Genomic DNA, 17,787 nt, shown 5'->3' on the forward strand with positions numbered 1-17,787 from the left:
TGTTAACAATGTAAATGAAATATACATCTTCACAGTCAAAAAAGTTAAAATATTTCGTTTTAAGGATTATAATGGAGGGAGGAACATAAAAGGGAGTGAATGAACTTGAAACAAGAACTTATTGAAAGATTTACGAGATATGTAAAAATTGATACGCAATCAAATGAAGAAAGTCATACAGTACCAACAACACCAGGACAAATTGAGTTTGGTAAGTTATTAGTGGAAGAGCTAAAAGAAATTGGTTTAACAGAAGTAACGATGGATGATAATGGCTATGTAATGGCAACACTTCCAGCTAATACGGACAAGGATGTTCCTGTAATCGGATTTTTAGCCCATTTAGATACGGCAACAGACTTTACAGGGAAAAACGTCAAACCACAAATTCATGAAAATTTTGATGGTAATGCAATTACGTTAAATGAAGAGCTAAATGTTGTGTTAACACCAGAGCAGTTCCCGGAATTACCATCATATAAAGGACATACCATTATTACAACTGATGGTACAACACTTCTAGGAGCAGATGATAAAGCTGGTCTTACAGAAATTATGGTTGCAATGAACCATTTAATACATAATCCGCAAATTAAGCACGGGAAAATAAGAGTAGCATTTACACCGGATGAAGAAATTGGTCGTGGGCCAGCGCATTTTGATGTAGAAGCGTTTGGTGCATCATTCGCTTATACGATGGATGGAGGTCCATTAGGTGGTTTAGAGTATGAAAGTTTTAATGCTGCAGGTGCTAAGTTAACGTTTAACGGAACGAATACACATCCTGGAACAGCGAAAAATAAAATGCGCAATGCTACTAAACTGGCTATGGAGTTTAACGGGTATTTACCAGTAGAAGAGGCGCCAGAATATACAGAAGGCTATGAGGGATTCTATCATTTACTTTCTTTAAATGGTGATGTTGAGCAAAGTAAAGCGTATTATATTATTCGAGACTTTGATCGTGAAAATTTTGAGGCACGTAAAAATAACGTTAAAAATATTGTGAAGACTATGCAAGAAAAATATGGCGAAGATGCAGTCGTTTTAGAAATGAATGATCAATACTATAACATGCTTGAAAAAATTGAACCGGTAAGAGAAATTGTTGATATTGCATATGAAGCAATGAAAAGTTTAGACATTGAACCAAATATTCATCCGATTCGCGGAGGCACAGATGGATCACAATTATCATATATGGGATTACCGACGCCGAATATTTTCACTGGTGGTGAAAACTATCACGGTAAATTTGAGTATGTTTCGGTAGATACTATGGAAAAAGCTGTTCAAGTTATTGTGGAAATTGCAAGACGTTTTGAGGAGCAAGCTTAAAAAAGAACCAAGTAGTACGAATGTGCTACTTGGTTCTTTTAATATAGTACTCGCCACAAATAAAAAGTCGCATAAGACTCCCAATTAGCCCAGTTTGCCGCGAAATCTTTTATTTCATTTTTTGTCGGTTTATTTTCGGAACCTGTTATAAATTTAATTGCATTATGCAGACCAACATCATCAATTGGAAAAGCCGAAGGAAATCTTAAACAACGCATTAAAACATAGTTGGCAGTCCATGGCCCTATACCATGGATAGCAGTTAATTGTTTCTCAGCAACCTTTACATCTTGTGTTTGCAGTAAATCCTCTTTTAATAGTTTTCTCTCTGTAATAAGCTTCGCAATACCGATTAAATATTCACATTTTCTAGTCGTCATTTTTAATTGTTGGAGATCTTCTACATGTAGATTTGCAATTGTTTCAGGTGATGGGAATATCCAATGCTTTCTACCGTCCCATTCTACATAACTTCCAAATTGCTCAACTAATCTTCTTTTTAGCGTATAAGCATATGTTAAGTTAATTTGTTGACCGATAATTCCCCAGGAAAGTGCCTCAAATAAGTCTGGAATACCTAAAGTACGAAGGCCGTAATATTGTTCAATTGGTCCTTGAAGGAGTAAATCATGTTTAGCTAATGTATAAAAGGGAGCTAAATCAGTAGTTAAATCAAACCATTCTTTTACATAGTTAGCTACAGCTTCACGTATCGATTTTTCAGATGTATATGATTCTTCTAAACAATGTATTTGAATATTGCCATCTGTATTCACACTAATTTCAACTAAAGGATTTACATCTTGAACAGAGATAACTTTATAAATTTTGTTATCTTCAATATGGAACATACATTCATTGTTAGAACGTGATAGATAACGTAAATTTTCTTGGAAACAAAATTCTTTTGGAACTGCTATAGATAATACGCTATTATATTCTGCTGTCATATGAATTCCACCTGCAACTTTTCTAATGTAAGCAATTTTTTCTTCATTTCTAATCCACCCCTAAATCCGGTTAGTTTCCCATTCTTCCCAATAACGCGGTGACAAGGAATGGTGATAAGAAGAGGGTTAGCAGCAATAGCAGAAGCAACGGCGCGCACAGCTTTAGGTTTTTGAATTCTTTCAGCAATTTCTGTATAAGAATATGTCTTTCCATAAGGAATTTCACGTACCGTATTCCAAACAGATAATTGAAAATTAGTTCCATAAGCATCGATAGGAAATGTAAAAGTTTCTCGCTTGTTTTCTAAATACTCGATAACTTCTTGCGTATATATTTGCAAGTAATCTGGACTATGGGTCAATATATGTTGGGGCAGTTTTTTTCTAGCCCATATATTTAATTCTTCAAAGTTTTCGTCTTGTGATCCAATGAAACATAGTCCATTTTCAGTTGCAGCAATATGAAATCGCCAATTTTTATGTGTAAGTAGCGTCCAATATATATAATTATTTTTGTAGGAATTCATTATCGTATCCCTCTTTCATTTCGTTCTTTTTTCGATATTCAGTAGGAGTAAATCCGGTTTTCTTTTTAAATAAAGTTGCGAAATACTCTGGGTTTTCTATCCCGACAGCAGTACTAATTTCTTTAATAGATTGATTTGTGTGTAAAAGGTATTCGGTTGCTTTAAGAACCCTGAATTGTTGTATATATTCTATAGGAGTTAACCCTATTATTCTTTTGAAAGTACGTTGTAAATGAAAAGGGCTACCGTGACACATTTCCGCAAGCATGTCGAGAGTTAAGGATTCGTCATAATGCTTTTCGATATAGTCTTTAATTTGTTCTACCCACTCTTCATTAGGTAAAGTGATCCCATTTGGCTTACAACGTTTGCACGGGCGAAAGTTCTCACTTAATGCTTGCTCTGCATGATGAAAAATTCGTACATTGTTTCTATTCGGTATTCTTGATTTGCATGATGGTCTGCAAAAGATTCCAGTTGATTTCACAGCATAAAAGAATTTGCTATCATAGGAAGAATCATTATGAATAATTGCTTGCCAATACTCATTTGTTAATGTAACTCCTTCATTGTGCATAGAACATCACCTCTGAAATTAGTATAACCTGAATAAAGTGCGTATGTATGTATTCATAAATGTAAGAGCAAGATTACAAAGGTGAAAATATGATTGTTTTCTATTTTGTGATAGCATGAAATTTGGAAATAAACATCAAGAGGAGGACTATAAATGAAGTTAATTTCATGGAATGTAAATGGTTTGCGAGCTGTTATCGCAAAAGGTGGATTTTTGGAATATCTTGAGGAATCAAGTGCTGACATATTTTGTCTACAAGAGATTAAATTACAAGAAGGGCAAATTGATTTAAATTTAGAGGGATATTATACATACTGGAATTATGCTGTGAAAAAAGGATATTCAGGAACTGCTATTTTTTCGAAAAAAGAACCGCTTTCAGTTACATATGGTTTAGGCATTGAAGAGCATGATCAAGAAGGGCGACTTATTACTTTAGAATTCGAAGATTTTTACATGATAACGTTATATACACCAAATTCAAAACGTGGATTAGAACGATTAGATTACAGAATGAAATGGGAAGATGATTTCAGGTCCTATATCAAACGATTAGATGAGAAGAAACCAGTTATTTTTTGTGGAGACTTAAATGTTGCTCATAAAGAAATCGATTTGAAAAATCCGAAAAGTAATCGTGAAAATCCTGGATTCTCTGATGAGGAACGAGAGAAATTTTCATGTATTTTAGAAGAAGGATTTATTGATACATATCGTTACCTTTATCCTAATCAAGAAGGTGCATACTCGTGGTGGTCGTATCGTATGGGCGCGAGAGCGAAAAATATCGGATGGCGTTTAGATTATTTTGTTGTTTCGGAAAGAATGAAAGACCAAATAACAGAAGCGAAAATTAATAGTGAAGTAATGGGGGCAGACCATTGTCCAGTTGAATTACATATAAATTTCTAAAAAAAAGAAGTATCTCCCTAATATTAGGGAGATACTTCTTTTTTTAATTCAGTTTGTTAAAATTTTTCAAATCATTCTTGAAATAATTTCATATTAAATATATACTTAGTAACGATAATCATTATCAGTGAAAATGATTATCAAGTGATGAAGGCGTAAAAGAATTATAGTCTAGGGGAAGTGAACGGGAATGAGTTCTGGATAAAATTATTAATCTAATGAAATATATATATGGGACAAGGTTCATATAGTTAAATTTTATTGAGAATATAGTTTGAAAATTCGAGAGGAGATATATAAAGATGAACAAGAAATTATTTACTTTAGGGATGGTTACAGTTTTAAGTGTAGGTTTAGCGGCATGTAATAGTGCGGATAAAACTTCAGGCGAGCAAAAACAACAGACAAAAGCTACGGAAACGAAAAAAGATGAAAAAAGAAAAATCACATATTTAGGTAAAGAGTATACAGTGCCAGCAAAAGTAGATAAAATTGCGACAGCTAGTTTAGAGTCAATGGAAGATGCGGCAGTACTTGGAATTAAACCAGTTGGTGCCATTACTGTAGGTGGTAAATTACCAAAATATCTTGAAAAAGAGTTAGAAGGTGCTAAATCTGTTGGTGAGAAAATGCAACCCAATTTCGAAACATTACTACAATTAAAACCAGATGTTATTACATCGAGTACGAAATTCCCAGCAGAAACAGCTGAAAAGTTTACGAAAGTAGCTCCTACATTCCCGGTATCACACGTTTCAACAAATTGGGAAGATAACTTAAAGTTAATGGGAGAATTAACTGGTAAAAAAGATAAAGCAGAAAAAATTATTAAGGATTACAATTCGGACGCTGAAAAAGCAAAAGCAAAACTAGGAGATAAGTTAAAAGATAAAAAAGTACTTGTCATAAGACTAAGAGCAAATGAATTATTCCTATATCCAGAAGGAGTATACTTCAACCCTGTAATTTATAAAGATCTTGGACTAACTGCTCCAGAACAATTGAAAACTGTAAAAGCACAAGAGAAAATTTCATTTGAAAAACTTGCTGAACTTAACCCAGATTATATTTTCTTACAATATGAGGCAAGTGAAAATAAAAACCCGAAAGTGTTAGAAGAAATTGAAAGTAATCCAATTTGGCAAAGTATGAATGCTGCGAAGGAAAAGAAAGTATTTGTAAATGTTGTAGATCCAATGGCACAAGGTGGTACAGCTTGGAGTAAAACAGCATTCTTAAAAGAAGCCGTGAAAAATTTATCTAAATAATACAATAAGTAAGGTGCGTTGAATGATATGCAGAAAACAAATGCAGTACCAGTAACTATATTATGTATAGCACCCATACTCATCTTATTTACAATTATACTTTCGATTTTGTATGGGGCAAAAAGTATTGACGCTGAAACAGTGTGGAACGCATTATTTCATTTTGATTCAAGCGATGTAAATCATAATATTATTATTACTTCACGTTTACCAAGGGTAGTTGCAGCTCTTTTAGTCGGAGCATTTCTAGCCATATCAGGAGCACTTATGCAGGGGATGACAAGAAACTATCTTGCATCCCCTTCTATTATGGGTGTGACGGATGGCGCTGCCTTTGTTATTACACTTAGCATGATTTTTCTTCCGGGAATGTCATCAATTGGTATGGTTGTATGTTCAATGATTGGTTCTGCACTAGGAGCCGGTATCGTGTTTGGTTTTGGTTCGCTCCTTCAAAATGGCTTATCACCAGTTAGGTTAGCGATTATAGGAACAGTTATTGGAACATTTTTAAGTAGTGTATCGGCTGCAATGGCTTCGTATTTCCAAATTTCTCAAAATGTTAGTTTTTGGTTTAATGCAAAGTTAGATCAAGTAGATCCTAATATCATTAAAATCACGATACCGTTTGGGATAATTGGAATAATTTTAGCATTGTTAATATCAAAATCTATTACCATTCTTTCATTAGGCGAAGAGGTTTCTATTAATTTAGGGCAACGTACAAAACTAGTTAAAGCGATGGCAATTTTATCGGTAATTTTCTTAACAGGAACAGCAGTTGCTTTAGTGGGGAAAGTTGGTTTTGTAGGTTTAATTATTCCGCACATTACGCGCTTTATAATTGGGGTAGATTATAAGTGGATTTTGCCATGTGCAGGTGTTATTGGTGGCATTTTCTTAGCGTTATGTGACGTTTTGAGTAGATTTGTAAACTATCCATTTGAAACACCTATTGGAGTCGTTACCTCTTTAATTGGAATTCCTTTCTTCCTTTATTTAATCCGTACTAGAGGAGGAGAGAGACATGCTTAAAAGTTCAAGTCAACGTTTCGGAATGACGATGGGGATTATTATATTTTTAATACTATGTGCTATTTATATTAGTTTAACAAATGGTACGTTCGACATTACGATTACAGATGTATTTAAAACACTGTTTAGAATTGATCCAGTACCAGAACATGATTTAGTTATTTTTGAGTTTCGCCTTCCGCGCATCGTAATTGCTGGATTAGTAGGATTAGGCCTTGGTGTTGCAGGTGCCGTTATTCAAGGGATTACGAGAAATGGGTTGGCGGACCCAGGTATTTTAGGCGTAAATGCCGGAGCAGGAACAGCGATTGTCATTTTTATGTTTTTCTTTCAAGGGCAATTAAAAAGCACAGACTGGGTTTCTATTATGATGATGCCAATGTTTGGTTTAGTAGGCGGATTAGGTGCAGCTATCATCATTTATCTGTTTTCTTGGAAAAACGGTAAATTAGATTCGCAGCGACTTTTATTAACAGGGATTGCAATTGGATCAGGATTTGGAGCCTTTTCTATGTACTTATCACTCAAAATGAAGTCAACTGATTTTGAAATGGCCGCAGTGTGGGTGTCTGGAAGCATATATAGTGCAAACTGGAAGTATATTGTGGCTATGTTACCATGGCTTATTATCTTAATTCCGCTTATACAAAAGAAAGCTTATTTATTAGATTTATTTCAATTGGAAGAAACGAGTATTACAAGTTTAGGTGTTTCAGTAGAAAGAGAGAAATCGATTTTACTATTAAGTAGTATCGGGCTTGTGAGCGCATGTGTTGCTGTTTCAGGGAGTATCGGTTTTATTGGCTTAATGGCACCGCATATAGCGAAAAGGCTTGTCGGTATTCAACATAAGTATATAATTCCTACGTGCGGCGTAATCGGAATGTTTCTTGTAATTGCTTCAGACTTTATTGCGAAAACAGTTTTTACACCTGTAGAGCTACCAGTTGGAATCGTTATTTCTATTGTCGGTGTACCGTATTTCTTATATTTACTTTATAAGGCGAAAGCGTAAGAGGAGGAATAAAAGTGAGTATTTTAAGTGCAAAAAATTTAGAAACAAGTTATGAAAAGCTTACAGTGTTTCGCGATTTAAATGTGGAAATACAAGAAGGAAAAGTAACGACAATTATAGGTCCAAACGGTTGCGGTAAATCGACATTGTTAAAAACAATGGGAAGAATTTTAAAACAAAAAAGCGGTAAAGTATATTTGCAAGGACAGGATTTACATACAATTCCAACGAAAGAAATTGCGAAGCAGTTAGCTTTACTCCCGCAAACTCCAATTGCACCAGGTGAGCTTAAAGTGGAAGAATTAATTTCTTATGGACGCTATCCACATCGAAATAACGTAAATAAGTTAACGACAAAAGATAAAGAAATGATTGATTGGGCATTAGATATAACGAAAACTTCTGAATTTCGAACGAGACAAATTGCAAATTTATCAGGTGGTCAAAGACAAAAGGTATGGCTAGCGATGGCATTAGCACAAGAGACAGAAGTTTTGCTATTAGATGAGCCAACTACATACCTTGATATGTCTCATCAATTAGATGTATTACAAATTGTGGAGAAGTTAAATAAAGAACATAATTGTACGGTTGTTATGGTATTACATGATATTAACCATGCATCAAGGTTTTCAGATGAAATTATTGCAATGAAGGAAGGCGAAATTGTTACAACTGGTAGCCCAGAAGAAATCATTACAAATGAAGTGTTAAAAGAAGTATTTCATATTGATGCGCGTGTCATGATTGATCCGTATAATGGGGCTCCTGTTTGTTTCGGTTATGATAGCGTTGTATCTCAAGAAGAAAAAATCGAAATATATGTAACAAGTTAAAAGGGGGGGATAGGGTGAATACTATAATTGAAAAACAGCAGATTATAACATCTAATACAGAGCAGTGGAAAATGTATTCAAAATTAGAAGGTAAGGAATATCAAATTCATATTTCAAAGCCGAGGCAACCAGCACCGGATTCAGGATATCCCGTTATTTACGTATTAGATGGCAATGCCTTTTTTCAAACATTTCATGAAGCAGTTAAAATACAATCAGTAAGAGCGGAAAAAACTGGTGTTTCACCAGCTGTTATAGTTGGAGTGGGTTATCCGATTGAAGGCGCATTTTCAGGGGAAGAAAGGTGCTATGATTTTACGCCTAGCGTAATTTCAAAAGATGCCCCTTTAAAACCAGACGGTAAACCGTGGCCTAAAACAGGAGGAGCACATAATTTCTTTACTTTTATTGAAGAAGAACTGAAACCACAAATTGAAAAGAATTTTGAGATTGATAAAAGTAAGCAAACGTTATTTGGACATTCTTTAGGTGGACTATTTGCTTTGCATATACTATTTACAAACTTAAACGCTTTTCAAAATTATTTTATTAGTAGTCCATCTATATGGTGGAATAATAAATCCGTTCTTGAAAAAGAAGAGAACCTTATACATGAATTAAACAATGCTAAGTTTGAAACAGGAGTGTTCCTTACAGTTGGATCACTTGAACGAGAGCATATGGTTGTAGGTGCAAATGAATTATCAGAGCGCCTTCTCCAAGTAAACCACGATAAACTTAAATTTAAGTTTTATGAAGCTGAAGGGGAGAATCATGCATCTGTTGTGCCGACGTCTTTAAGTAAAGGATTGAGGTTTATTAGTTACGTATAGGAAAAAAGGTTATGGATGAAACATTCCATAACCTTTTTTAATGTGTAGAATTGTCCTTTTCGAAAGTTTTGTTTCAACTTTTCGTCTAAAGAGACAAAAAGTTGTCACAAAACGGTCACAATTAGCATAAACATAAAATAGACGAAATGAACTTATTTCCAAAAAGGCTTGGTTTATTCCGATCATGATTTGTAGAGCTGAAAAAGTATGGATGAAAAGTTCACTATATTCCCAAGGAGGTAGATCGTATGAAAACTATTCTTGCTATCGCTGGACTTATTTGGGTTCTATCACATGGCATTCCAATTTATGAAGGAGAACAAATTCGCAGTGCTCTAAATAAAAATTTTAATGAATATCATATCATTGATCGGCAAGATAATGTTGTGACAGTTCGAGTAAATGACTGTTTTCATACGGTAACCGTTGAAGGAACTTCAGTAGTGAATGATACAAAAGTATGTGATCAGCAATAATTATATATGGAAAGAAAAAATTCTCGGGTTAAATATCTGAAAATTTAAATTAAAACATTATAGACGAAGAATAAGCGGGGGCGGGTAATCTCCGCTTATTCTTGTTTCACTTTATTGAATTTTGATGAGAGATATAATGATTTTTTGACAAAAAGGAAAGGGTATACTGAAAATTGAGATTAAGAAGCTAATGCGTTGTTAAGAATAATCATAAAGTGTAAATATACTCTTATGGGGTATCATGCGTAGATATTTAATGCTATAATTGGTATACTCATAAAAAACAATTGTTTTATTGGATGAAGAGAAACTTTAAGAAGGTGATAATATGGATCATAAAGAGCATGAAGCAGTAACACATAGATCAGAAAAAGAAAAAGAACAGATTATAAATAGATTAAAGAGAATTGAAGGACAGGTCCGCGGTATTCAAAACATGATTGAAAATGATCGTTATTGCGTAGATATTTTAGTGCAAATTTCAGCGATTAATGCAGCGATGAAAAAAGTAGGAATGGGCGTTCTCAAAAATCATACGAGTCATTGTGTTTCAGGAGCTATTAAAAATGGAAATGGTGACGAAGCAATTGAAGAATTAATGACAGTATTTGAACGTTTTTCAAAAGCGTAAAAACAAGCTAGTATTTAACTGGCTTGTTTTTTTGTTTACCCTCATATTGGATTTGGGTGTATTGTAGTGAAAAAGTGTGTGTAAAATAAACTTTTAGAAAATAATTGAAAAATCATGATACAAAACCATTGATTACCTTAGGGGGGTATGGTAAGATGTAATTGTGATTAACAAACAATGAATAAACAAGAGGAGGATTTTAAATGGAACAGTTAACATTACAGGTTGAAGGTATGTCTTGTGGACATTGTGTAAATGCTATCGAAAGCAGTGTGAAAGAGCTAAACGGTGTTGAACAAGTGAAGGTTCAATTAGCAGAAGGAACTGTTGAAGTTACTATCGACTCGTCTGCTGTAACATTAAAAGATATCGTTGCTGTAATCGAAGATCAAGGATACGATGTTCAATAATTATTTTTAGATATGGAAATAAATCGTACTTTAAATGAAGTACGATTTATTTTGCTAATCATTATACCTCATAAGGGTATATAGAGGTGAGAGACATGAATGAAAAAAAAGAGGCCAATCTTCAAATATCAGGAATGACATGTGCGGCATGTGCAAATAGAATTGAAAAAGGTCTAAAAAAAGTAGAAGGTGTTCATGAGGCAAATGTAAATTTTGCGCTTGAAAAAACAAAAATAATGTACGATCCAACTAAAACAAATCCGCAACAATTTAAAGAAAAAGTTGAATCATTAGGATATGGAATTGTAAGTGATAAAGCTGAATTTACTGTTTCAGGAATGACATGTGCAGCATGTGCAAATAGAGTTGAAAAGCGTTTAAATAAGTTAGATGGTGTGAACAAGGCGACAGTAAATTTTGCTTTAGAATCAGCCACAGTAGACTTTAACCCTGATGAAGTTAATGTAAATGAAATGAAGAGTGCGATTACGAAGCTAGGATATAAATTAGAAGTGAAACCAGATGATCAAGATGCATCAACTGATCATCGATTACAAGAAATTGAAAGACAAAAGAAGAAGTTTATTATTTCGTTTATTTTATCTTTCCCATTATTGTGGGCAATGGTTAGTCATTTCTCATTTACGTCATTTATTTATTTACCGGATATGTTAATGAACCCTTGGGTGCAACTAGCACTTGCAACTCCTGTTCAATTTATCATTGGTGGACAGTTTTATGTTGGGGCTTATAAAGCGTTACGCAATAAAAGTGCTAATATGGATGTTCTCGTGGCGCTTGGAACGTCGGCCGCGTACTTCTATAGTGTATATTTAAGTATTCAATCTATTGGTTCTTCGGAACATATGACAGATTTATATTTTGAAACGAGTGCGGTACTTATTACATTAATTATTTTAGGTAAATTATTTGAAGCGAAAGCAAAAGGGCGCTCATCAGAAGCAATTAAAAAATTGATGGGTTTACAAGCGAAGACAGCTACAGTTGTGCGAGATGGAACAGAAATAAAAATTTTGATTGAAGAAGTAGTAGCTGGTGATATCGTCTATGTAAAGCCTGGTGAAAAAATACCAGTAGATGGTGAGATTGTAGAAGGAAAGTCAGCAATTGATGAATCGATGTTAACGGGTGAAAGTATTCCTGTTGATAAGTCAATTGGGGATGTAGTAATAGGTTCGACAATAAATAAAAATGGATTTTTAAAAGTGAAAGCAACTAAGGTAGGAAGAGATACTGCATTAGCTCAAATTATTAAAGTAGTAGAAGAGGCACAAGGTTCAAAAGCTCCTATTCAAAGGGTAGCAGATCAAATTTCAGGTATTTTCGTACCGGTTGTAGTTGTGATTGCGATTATCACATTTGCAGTATGGATGATATTTGTTACACCTGGTGATTTTGGCGGAGCACTTGAGAAAATGATAGCAGTACTTGTTATTGCTTGTCCATGTGCATTAGGTCTTGCAACGCCTACATCTATTATGGCAGGATCAGGAAGATCGGCTGAGTATGGTATTTTATTTAAAGGTGGAGAGCATTTAGAAGCAACGCACCGATTAGATACGGTTATTCTAGATAAAACGGGTACAGTGACAAATGGGAAGCCGGTATTAACAGATGTAATTGTAGCAGATGGATTCAATGAAAATGAACTGCTTAGATTAGTAGGGGCAGCAGAAAGAAATTCTGAACATCCGCTTGCAGAAGCGATTGTAGAAGGAATTAAAGAAAAGAAAATTGATATCCAAAGTTCAGAAACGTTTGAAGCGATTCCGGGATTTGGTATCGAATCAGTTGTAGAAGGAAAACACTTATTAATTGGTACACGTCGATTAATGAAGAAATTCAATATTGATATTGAAGAAGTTTCTAAATCAATGGAAGCGCTAGAACGAGAAGGAAAAACAGCAATGCTTATTGCAATCGATAAAGAATATGCTGGTATAGTTGCCGTTGCAGATACTGTGAAAGATACTTCAAAAGCAGCTATCGCAAGACTGAAAAAAATGGGTCTAGACGTTGTGATGATTACAGGAGATAATACACAAACTGCTCAGGCAATTGCAAAGCAAGTTGGTATTGATCACGTAATTGCAGAAGTATTGCCAGAAGGAAAAGCAGAAGAAGTGAAAAAACTGCAAGCAAATGGTAAGAAAGTAGCGATGGTTGGAGACGGGATAAATGATGCTCCTGCTCTTGCTACAGCGAACATTGGTATGGCAATTGGAACGGGAACGGATGTAGCGATGGAAGCAGCGGATATAACGTTAATCCGCGGTGACTTAAATAGTATTGCTGATGCGATATTTATGAGTAAAATGACGATAAGAAATATTAAACAAAATTTATTCTGGGCATTAGCTTATAACGCGTTAGGAATTCCAATTGCGGCATTAGGTTTCTTAGCCCCTTGGGTTGCTGGAGCAGCGATGGCATTTAGTTCTGTATCCGTTGTATTAAATGCATTACGATTACAAAGAGTTAAATTAAAACCTTAAAAAGCTACATTAAGTAATTGAATAGAATTAAAAAACAATACTTGAATAAGTATTGTTTTTTTGTTCGTATAGAAATTAAAACGATATAATAAAGCAGAAATATAGAATCGTATGTAGTAGAAAAGTTAAGAGGTAGTTTGGTAAGGAGACTTATATATGTTAAAAGATATTATAATTAGAACATTCCAGAAAAAAGATTTAGATCAAGTATTACAATTGTTCTATGAAACAGTTCATACGGTTAATGCAAAAGATTATAATGAGTTACAGCTACAGGCGTGGGCACCGGAGCGACTAGATAGAGAAAATTGGTTACAGTCTTTAGAAAAGAATATTAGCTATGTAGCGGATCATAAAGGTATGATTGTGGGGTTTGGGGATTATAACGATGATCGTTACGTAGATCGTTTATTTACGCATAAAGATTATCAAGGGAAAAGAGTCGCTTCATACATACTACAGAAGTTAGAAAAAGAAGCAGTGAACTTGGGACATAGGGAGATATATACAGAGGCGAGCATTACCGCAAAACCTTTTTTTGAAAGTAAAGATTTTATTTGCATAAAAGAACAAAAGAAACAGCATAATGGTCAGATTTTTATTAATTATGTTATGAAAAAATATCCTTCTCATAAATGAGAAGGATATTTTTTCATTATTTTACAGCTTCTTTTAGTTCTTTACCAGCTTTGAAAGCAGGTACTTTAGAAGCTGCGATTTGCATTTCTTCACCAGTTTGTGGGTTACGGCCTGTACGAGCAGCTCTTTCGCGAACTTCGAATGTACCGAATCCGATAAGTTGTACTTTTTCACCAGCAGCTAAAGTGTTAGTGATTGATTCTACTACAGTTTGTACAACTACAGTAGCTTCTTTTTGAGAAATCTCAGCATTTTGTGCTACGTTTTTAATTAATTCTGTTTTGTTCATGTTTTTCACCTCATATGTAAATAATGCTATTTAAGTTGTTATTATAACGTATAAAACATTCGAGAACAAGTGTACGTACATATATTCGCAAAAAAAATGAAATTTGTAATATTTTTAGGGTTCTTTATAGACATTCTATTTAAGCCGACAGAGATTTGTTCTTCATTTCAGTCTTCTCTTGATAAGAAGATAGTTTCTTATTATAAGATATGAAGTAAGGTAGTGCTACAAATAACATACCTCCTACTAAATTTCCAAAGAAAACAAAAATAAAGTTTGGAAAATATTCAGCCCAAGTGAAATGACCGGCAAAAATTGCGGCTGGGATGACAAACATATTTGCTACAACGTGTTGAAATCCAATTGCAACAAAAGTCATAACTGGGAACCAAATACCGATAATCTTTCCGATAAATTCTTTACTTCCCATACTGAGCCAAACAGCTAAACAAACGAGCCAATTACATCCGATTGCAGAAATAAATGCTTGCAATGGTGTATCTTGTAGTTTCGCTTGAGCGATAGAAATAGTTTTCGCTAAAAAAGCTCCTTCAGTTAAGCCGACGATATGGCCGAAAAAGTAGGCTACAAATACAGCCCCTATGAAATTGCTAAACGTAACAATAACTAAATTTCGTATGAAATGAAATAAAGTAATTTTCTTTTGAAGCCAAGCCATAGAAACTGTCATCATGTTACCAGTTACTAGTTCACCGCCTGCAAGAATAACGAGAATAAGACCAATAGGGAATACAGCAGCGCCTAGAAAACTAGTAAATGATCCCCAATATTTTGGCATTGTTCCAATAACATGAATATCGAGTAAATACCCTAATGCGATAAAAGCACCGCCAAAAAAACTGAGAATTAGCATAGGGAGTAATGATAAATGAGCTTTTTTCCTTCCGGAATTCGCAGCAAGTTCCGTAATTTCTTCTGGTGTAAATACAGACATGAATAACCCCTCCGTAATAAAATGATGGAATGAATAGAAAAAGATTCGAAAATATATGTATTATAAAAATATGGTATGACTTCTGTATAAAATTGTCAAAGTGAATAGGGAGGAAATTACATATTAATAACATTGTTCATGTTGTCACATTAATGTAACAATAAGGATTTAAAGTGTTTCTAGAGGTGAAAACATGAATACGAATCATGTAAAAAAAGAACGAAAAAAATCAATCGTAAAGATATTTATTATTAGTTTTATAAGTATATTAATGATACTAGTAAGTTTGTATTATTATGCGACAGAAATAGAACGAAAACTCGTAACAGTTACATGGAATGAAATAGAAGCTTCTGCAATTCCTAAAGAATTTAATAATAAAAAAATATTACAGTTTTCAGATGTACATTTAGGGCCAGAGTTTACATTGAAGCAACTTGAACATTTGGTGGAGAAGATGAATGAATTACATCCAGATATAGTAGTTTTTACCGGAGATTTAATAGATAAATTTGGTTCTTATAGTGCAGAAAGAGAGGGAGCGAAGGCTATTTTGCAGAAAATTTATGCTCCCTTAGGGAAATATGCTGTGTTTGGGAATCATGATAGGGGCGGGGGCGGTAGTTTATTTTACAAAAAATATATGGAGGAAGCTGGTTTTTCTGTATTAGTAAATGAAGTGCAGAAAATTAAAGTGGAAAACGGCAAATATATTACAATATCAGGTTTGGATGATTTTCTATTAGGGAAGCCGAAAATAGATTCAACTTTAAAAAACTTGAAACAAAATGATTTCAACATGTTATTAGTACATGAGCCGGATGTTGTAACCAAAATAAATCGTTACCCAGTTGATCTTCAACTGTCAGGACATAGTCACGGAGGACAAGTCAAAATCCCTTTTGTAGGTCCGTTAATTACTACCAAACTAGCTGAGAGTTATGTTGAAGGTATGTATGAAGTGGAGGGGAAGAGTAAGCAGTTATATTTATATGTAAATCGTGGTATTGGGACTACTAGGATGCCTGTTAGATTTTGTAGTGTACCTGAACTTTCAGTTTTTGTGTTGAAGCAAAAGAGTGACTAGAATATTTAACAATATGATTCGGAGGAACGTGCGATGTTGGGCGATGGAAAACAGTTTCTTAAAACTTTAGATGTGACAAAGTAATTTTCATAAATAAAAAACAACAATAGGACCTATAAAGGGTCCTATTGTTGTTTTTATCCTGCATTGATTGCCCATAAATGTCCGATTGATGGGGGCTAATTATAGTTTTACTTTGTTATTTTTGCAAGGAAAGACCATCAAAATATGTTCTATAGTTATTTGAGAATTCGAAGTTGTTTTTTGCATCCCAATTAATAGACCAAGACATTAGGCCGCGGAATGCAGGATAGCCACTCTGGTTAGAAAGTTTATACTTTCCTCCGAACGGAACTCCTTTAATGATATAATTTAAAGCTTTTTTCATTTCAGTTGGCGAAATGTATCCACCACTTGGAGCTGCCGCTGGTGCTGCTGGAAGCCCAATCATAACTTGATCTGAACGAAGAGCTGGGAAAATGTTATTTGCATTACCACCTACAGGAAAACCATGTAAGAGCATATCTGCCATAGCGACCTCGTAGTCTGCAGTACCTTGATTGTAGTTATTACCGTCCATTCCAATCCCGCTACCAGCGTTGTAGTGTTGAACATGAATGTATGTTAGTTTATCTTTCACTCCGTAAATAATTGGTAAATATGCACCCCATATGCTTCCATATGCGCTATATCCGCCTTGAACATAAGCTGTTTCAGGGGCCATGCTTAATAGAAAATCTGGACCATAATGATCTGAGATTGTTCGAATAGCTGAAATAAGATTTACGATTTGAGGGGTAGTTGGGTTTTTGAAGTTAGTGTCATTTCCGTTTAAGTAAATACCTGATTCCAGGTCAATATCTATTCCGTCAAAACCGTATTTATCGATCAGAGATTGTATGGAATTAATAAAACGATTCATAGCGGCATTGTCAGGAAGTAAAACGACCCCATTTTGTCCACCTATTGAAAGAACTACTTTCTTTCCTTTACTTTTTAAATAAGAAATATCTGATTTGAATTCTGCATCTGTACCATACACAGGAGAAAATTCAACAGTGGAACGATCACCACCAGTTTCACCAAAAGATACATTGATTACATCCCATTTTGGTGAAACGTCTTTTAATTTAATAATGCCAGTACCGTTATCAAAATTATGCCAGTATCCAACGAGTAATTTTGAACCTAAATTGTTTGCTGCTTGTGCTTGGAAAGGGGATAGCGGTAGAAGTAAGAACATTACTAAAATACAACAAAAAAATTTGAACTTGTTTAACATATCAACACTCCTATACAAAAAGTTGTCTAGATGTATAATCTTGTTTATTTAATAATATCTGAAAATTCTTTCTATTGTAAGGGGACTATAATTTTCTCAACAATTGTGTATGGGAAAGTATTAAACCTAATGTAATAATTTTTGAAGAAGGTTGAATTGCAATTGTTAAATTCAGAATATTTTGATATATTTTAAAGTATAGGACAAAATC

General features: G+C 34.2%; 19 protein-coding genes. 13 read left to right on the forward strand and 6 right to left on the reverse strand.

Going from position 1 to position 17,787, the window contains the following annotated elements:
* Window positions 1–105 precede the first annotated feature (105 nt).
* Entirely contained in the window at window positions 106–1,338 is a 1,233-nt protein-coding gene (pepT, locus tag ACTFRM_RS18855; protein WP_000807014.1) for a peptidase T, read from the forward strand.
* A 38-nt stretch (window positions 1,339–1,376) separates the two neighbouring features.
* On the opposite strand, the gene ACTFRM_RS18860 is transcribed toward pepT, so the two are convergent.
* Genes ACTFRM_RS18860 through ACTFRM_RS18870 form a run of 3 tightly spaced genes read right to left on the reverse strand, consistent with a single transcriptional unit; the run spans window position 1,377 to window position 3,392 of the window.
* A complete protein-coding gene (locus ACTFRM_RS18860; protein ID WP_000123523.1) occupies window positions 1,377–2,288 on the reverse strand; it encodes a DNA-3-methyladenine glycosylase 2 in 912 nt (303 codons plus the stop codon).
* On the reverse strand, window positions 2,285–2,815 hold the full coding sequence (locus ACTFRM_RS18865) for a methylated-DNA--[protein]-cysteine S-methyltransferase (RefSeq protein ID WP_001089840.1): 531 nt from the start codon (window positions 2,813–2,815) through the stop codon (window positions 2,285–2,287). The genes ACTFRM_RS18860 and ACTFRM_RS18865 overlap by 4 nt, the downstream gene beginning before the upstream one ends.
* Window positions 2,796–3,392: a bifunctional transcriptional activator/DNA repair enzyme AdaA gene (locus ACTFRM_RS18870; RefSeq protein WP_000551322.1), complete on the reverse strand. Its 597-nt coding sequence runs from the start codon at window positions 3,390–3,392 to the stop codon at window positions 2,796–2,798. Before ACTFRM_RS18870 ends, ACTFRM_RS18865 begins: the two co-directional genes overlap by 20 nt.
* A 153-nt stretch (window positions 3,393–3,545) precedes the next feature.
* Here ACTFRM_RS18870 and ACTFRM_RS18875 point away from each other — a divergent pair, with 153 nt between their 5' ends.
* From ACTFRM_RS18875 to ACTFRM_RS18925, 11 genes are all read left to right on the forward strand, one after another.
* Window positions 3,546–4,304 carry an exodeoxyribonuclease III gene (locus ACTFRM_RS18875; RefSeq protein WP_173600398.1) on the forward strand — a complete coding sequence of 253 codons (759 nt, stop codon included), beginning with the start codon at window positions 3,546–3,548 and terminating at the stop codon, window positions 4,302–4,304.
* Between the two features lie 302 nt (window positions 4,305–4,606).
* On the forward strand, window positions 4,607–5,572 hold the full coding sequence (locus tag ACTFRM_RS18880; protein ID WP_001035506.1) for an iron-hydroxamate ABC transporter substrate-binding protein: 966 nt from the start codon (window positions 4,607–4,609) through the stop codon (window positions 5,570–5,572).
* 27 nt (window positions 5,573–5,599) lie between these two features.
* The gene (locus tag ACTFRM_RS18885; protein WP_173600399.1) at window positions 5,600–6,607 is read left to right on the forward strand and encodes a FecCD family ABC transporter permease; all 1,008 of its coding nucleotides are present in this window, start codon (window positions 5,600–5,602) and stop codon (window positions 6,605–6,607) included.
* Window positions 6,600–7,622, forward strand: coding sequence for a FecCD family ABC transporter permease (locus tag ACTFRM_RS18890; RefSeq protein WP_000920450.1), 1,023 nt, complete (start codon window positions 6,600–6,602; stop codon window positions 7,620–7,622). The genes ACTFRM_RS18885 and ACTFRM_RS18890 overlap by 8 nt, the downstream gene beginning before the upstream one ends.
* A gap of 14 nt (window positions 7,623–7,636) precedes the next feature.
* A complete protein-coding gene (locus ACTFRM_RS18895; protein WP_000025766.1) occupies window positions 7,637–8,458 on the forward strand; it encodes an ABC transporter ATP-binding protein in 822 nt (273 codons plus the stop codon).
* A gap of 14 nt (window positions 8,459–8,472) precedes the next feature.
* Window positions 8,473–9,291 (forward strand): alpha/beta hydrolase, encoded by an 819-nt coding sequence (locus tag ACTFRM_RS18900; RefSeq protein WP_078420766.1) that lies wholly within the window; start codon window positions 8,473–8,475, stop codon window positions 9,289–9,291.
* 248 nt (window positions 9,292–9,539) lie between these two features.
* The gene (locus ACTFRM_RS18905; RefSeq protein ID WP_000849103.1) at window positions 9,540–9,767 is read left to right on the forward strand and encodes a hypothetical protein; all 228 of its coding nucleotides are present in this window, start codon (window positions 9,540–9,542) and stop codon (window positions 9,765–9,767) included.
* Window positions 9,768–10,095: 328 nt separating this feature from the next.
* Window positions 10,096–10,398, forward strand: coding sequence for a metal-sensing transcriptional repressor (locus ACTFRM_RS18910; RefSeq protein ID WP_000349637.1), 303 nt, complete (start codon window positions 10,096–10,098; stop codon window positions 10,396–10,398).
* Window positions 10,399–10,601: 203 nt separating this feature from the next.
* Complete coding sequence (copZ, locus tag ACTFRM_RS18915; protein WP_000436973.1) at window positions 10,602–10,808, forward strand: copper chaperone CopZ; 207 nt, start codon at window positions 10,602–10,604, stop codon at window positions 10,806–10,808.
* A 95-nt stretch (window positions 10,809–10,903) separates the two neighbouring features.
* Window positions 10,904–13,324, forward strand: a complete 2,421-nt coding sequence (locus ACTFRM_RS18920) for a heavy metal translocating P-type ATPase (RefSeq protein WP_001003179.1) — start codon at window positions 10,904–10,906, stop codon at window positions 13,322–13,324.
* A gap of 156 nt (window positions 13,325–13,480) precedes the next feature.
* Entirely contained in the window at window positions 13,481–13,963 is a 483-nt protein-coding gene (locus tag ACTFRM_RS18925; protein WP_000910167.1) for a GNAT family N-acetyltransferase, read from the forward strand.
* Window positions 13,964–13,979: 16 nt separating this feature from the next.
* Here ACTFRM_RS18925 and ACTFRM_RS18930 read toward each other — a convergent pair whose 3' ends face one another.
* Both ACTFRM_RS18930 and ACTFRM_RS18935 read right to left on the reverse strand, forming a co-directional pair.
* Window positions 13,980–14,252 (reverse strand): HU family DNA-binding protein, encoded by a 273-nt coding sequence (locus ACTFRM_RS18930; RefSeq protein WP_001043904.1) that lies wholly within the window; start codon window positions 14,250–14,252, stop codon window positions 13,980–13,982.
* Between the two features lie 139 nt (window positions 14,253–14,391).
* Window positions 14,392–15,207, reverse strand: coding sequence for a formate/nitrite transporter family protein (locus ACTFRM_RS18935; protein WP_173600400.1), 816 nt, complete (start codon window positions 15,205–15,207; stop codon window positions 14,392–14,394).
* A gap of 193 nt (window positions 15,208–15,400) precedes the next feature.
* Here ACTFRM_RS18935 and ACTFRM_RS18940 point away from each other — a divergent pair, with 193 nt between their 5' ends.
* On the forward strand, window positions 15,401–16,294 hold the full coding sequence (locus ACTFRM_RS18940; RefSeq protein WP_134208217.1) for a metallophosphoesterase: 894 nt from the start codon (window positions 15,401–15,403) through the stop codon (window positions 16,292–16,294).
* Window positions 16,295–16,493: 199 nt separating this feature from the next.
* Here the strand turns inward: ACTFRM_RS18940 and ACTFRM_RS18945 are convergent, their stop codons facing one another.
* Window positions 16,494–17,576, reverse strand: coding sequence for a chitinase (locus tag ACTFRM_RS18945; RefSeq protein WP_088362770.1), 1,083 nt, complete (start codon window positions 17,574–17,576; stop codon window positions 16,494–16,496).
* Between the last annotated feature and the right edge of the window lie 211 nt (window positions 17,577–17,787).

This window comes from Bacillus cereus group sp. MYBK227-1 (genome assembly GCF_051916325.1).
In the GTDB taxonomy this organism is placed as follows: domain Bacteria; phylum Bacillota; class Bacilli; order Bacillales; family Bacillaceae_G; genus Bacillus_A; species Bacillus_A cereus.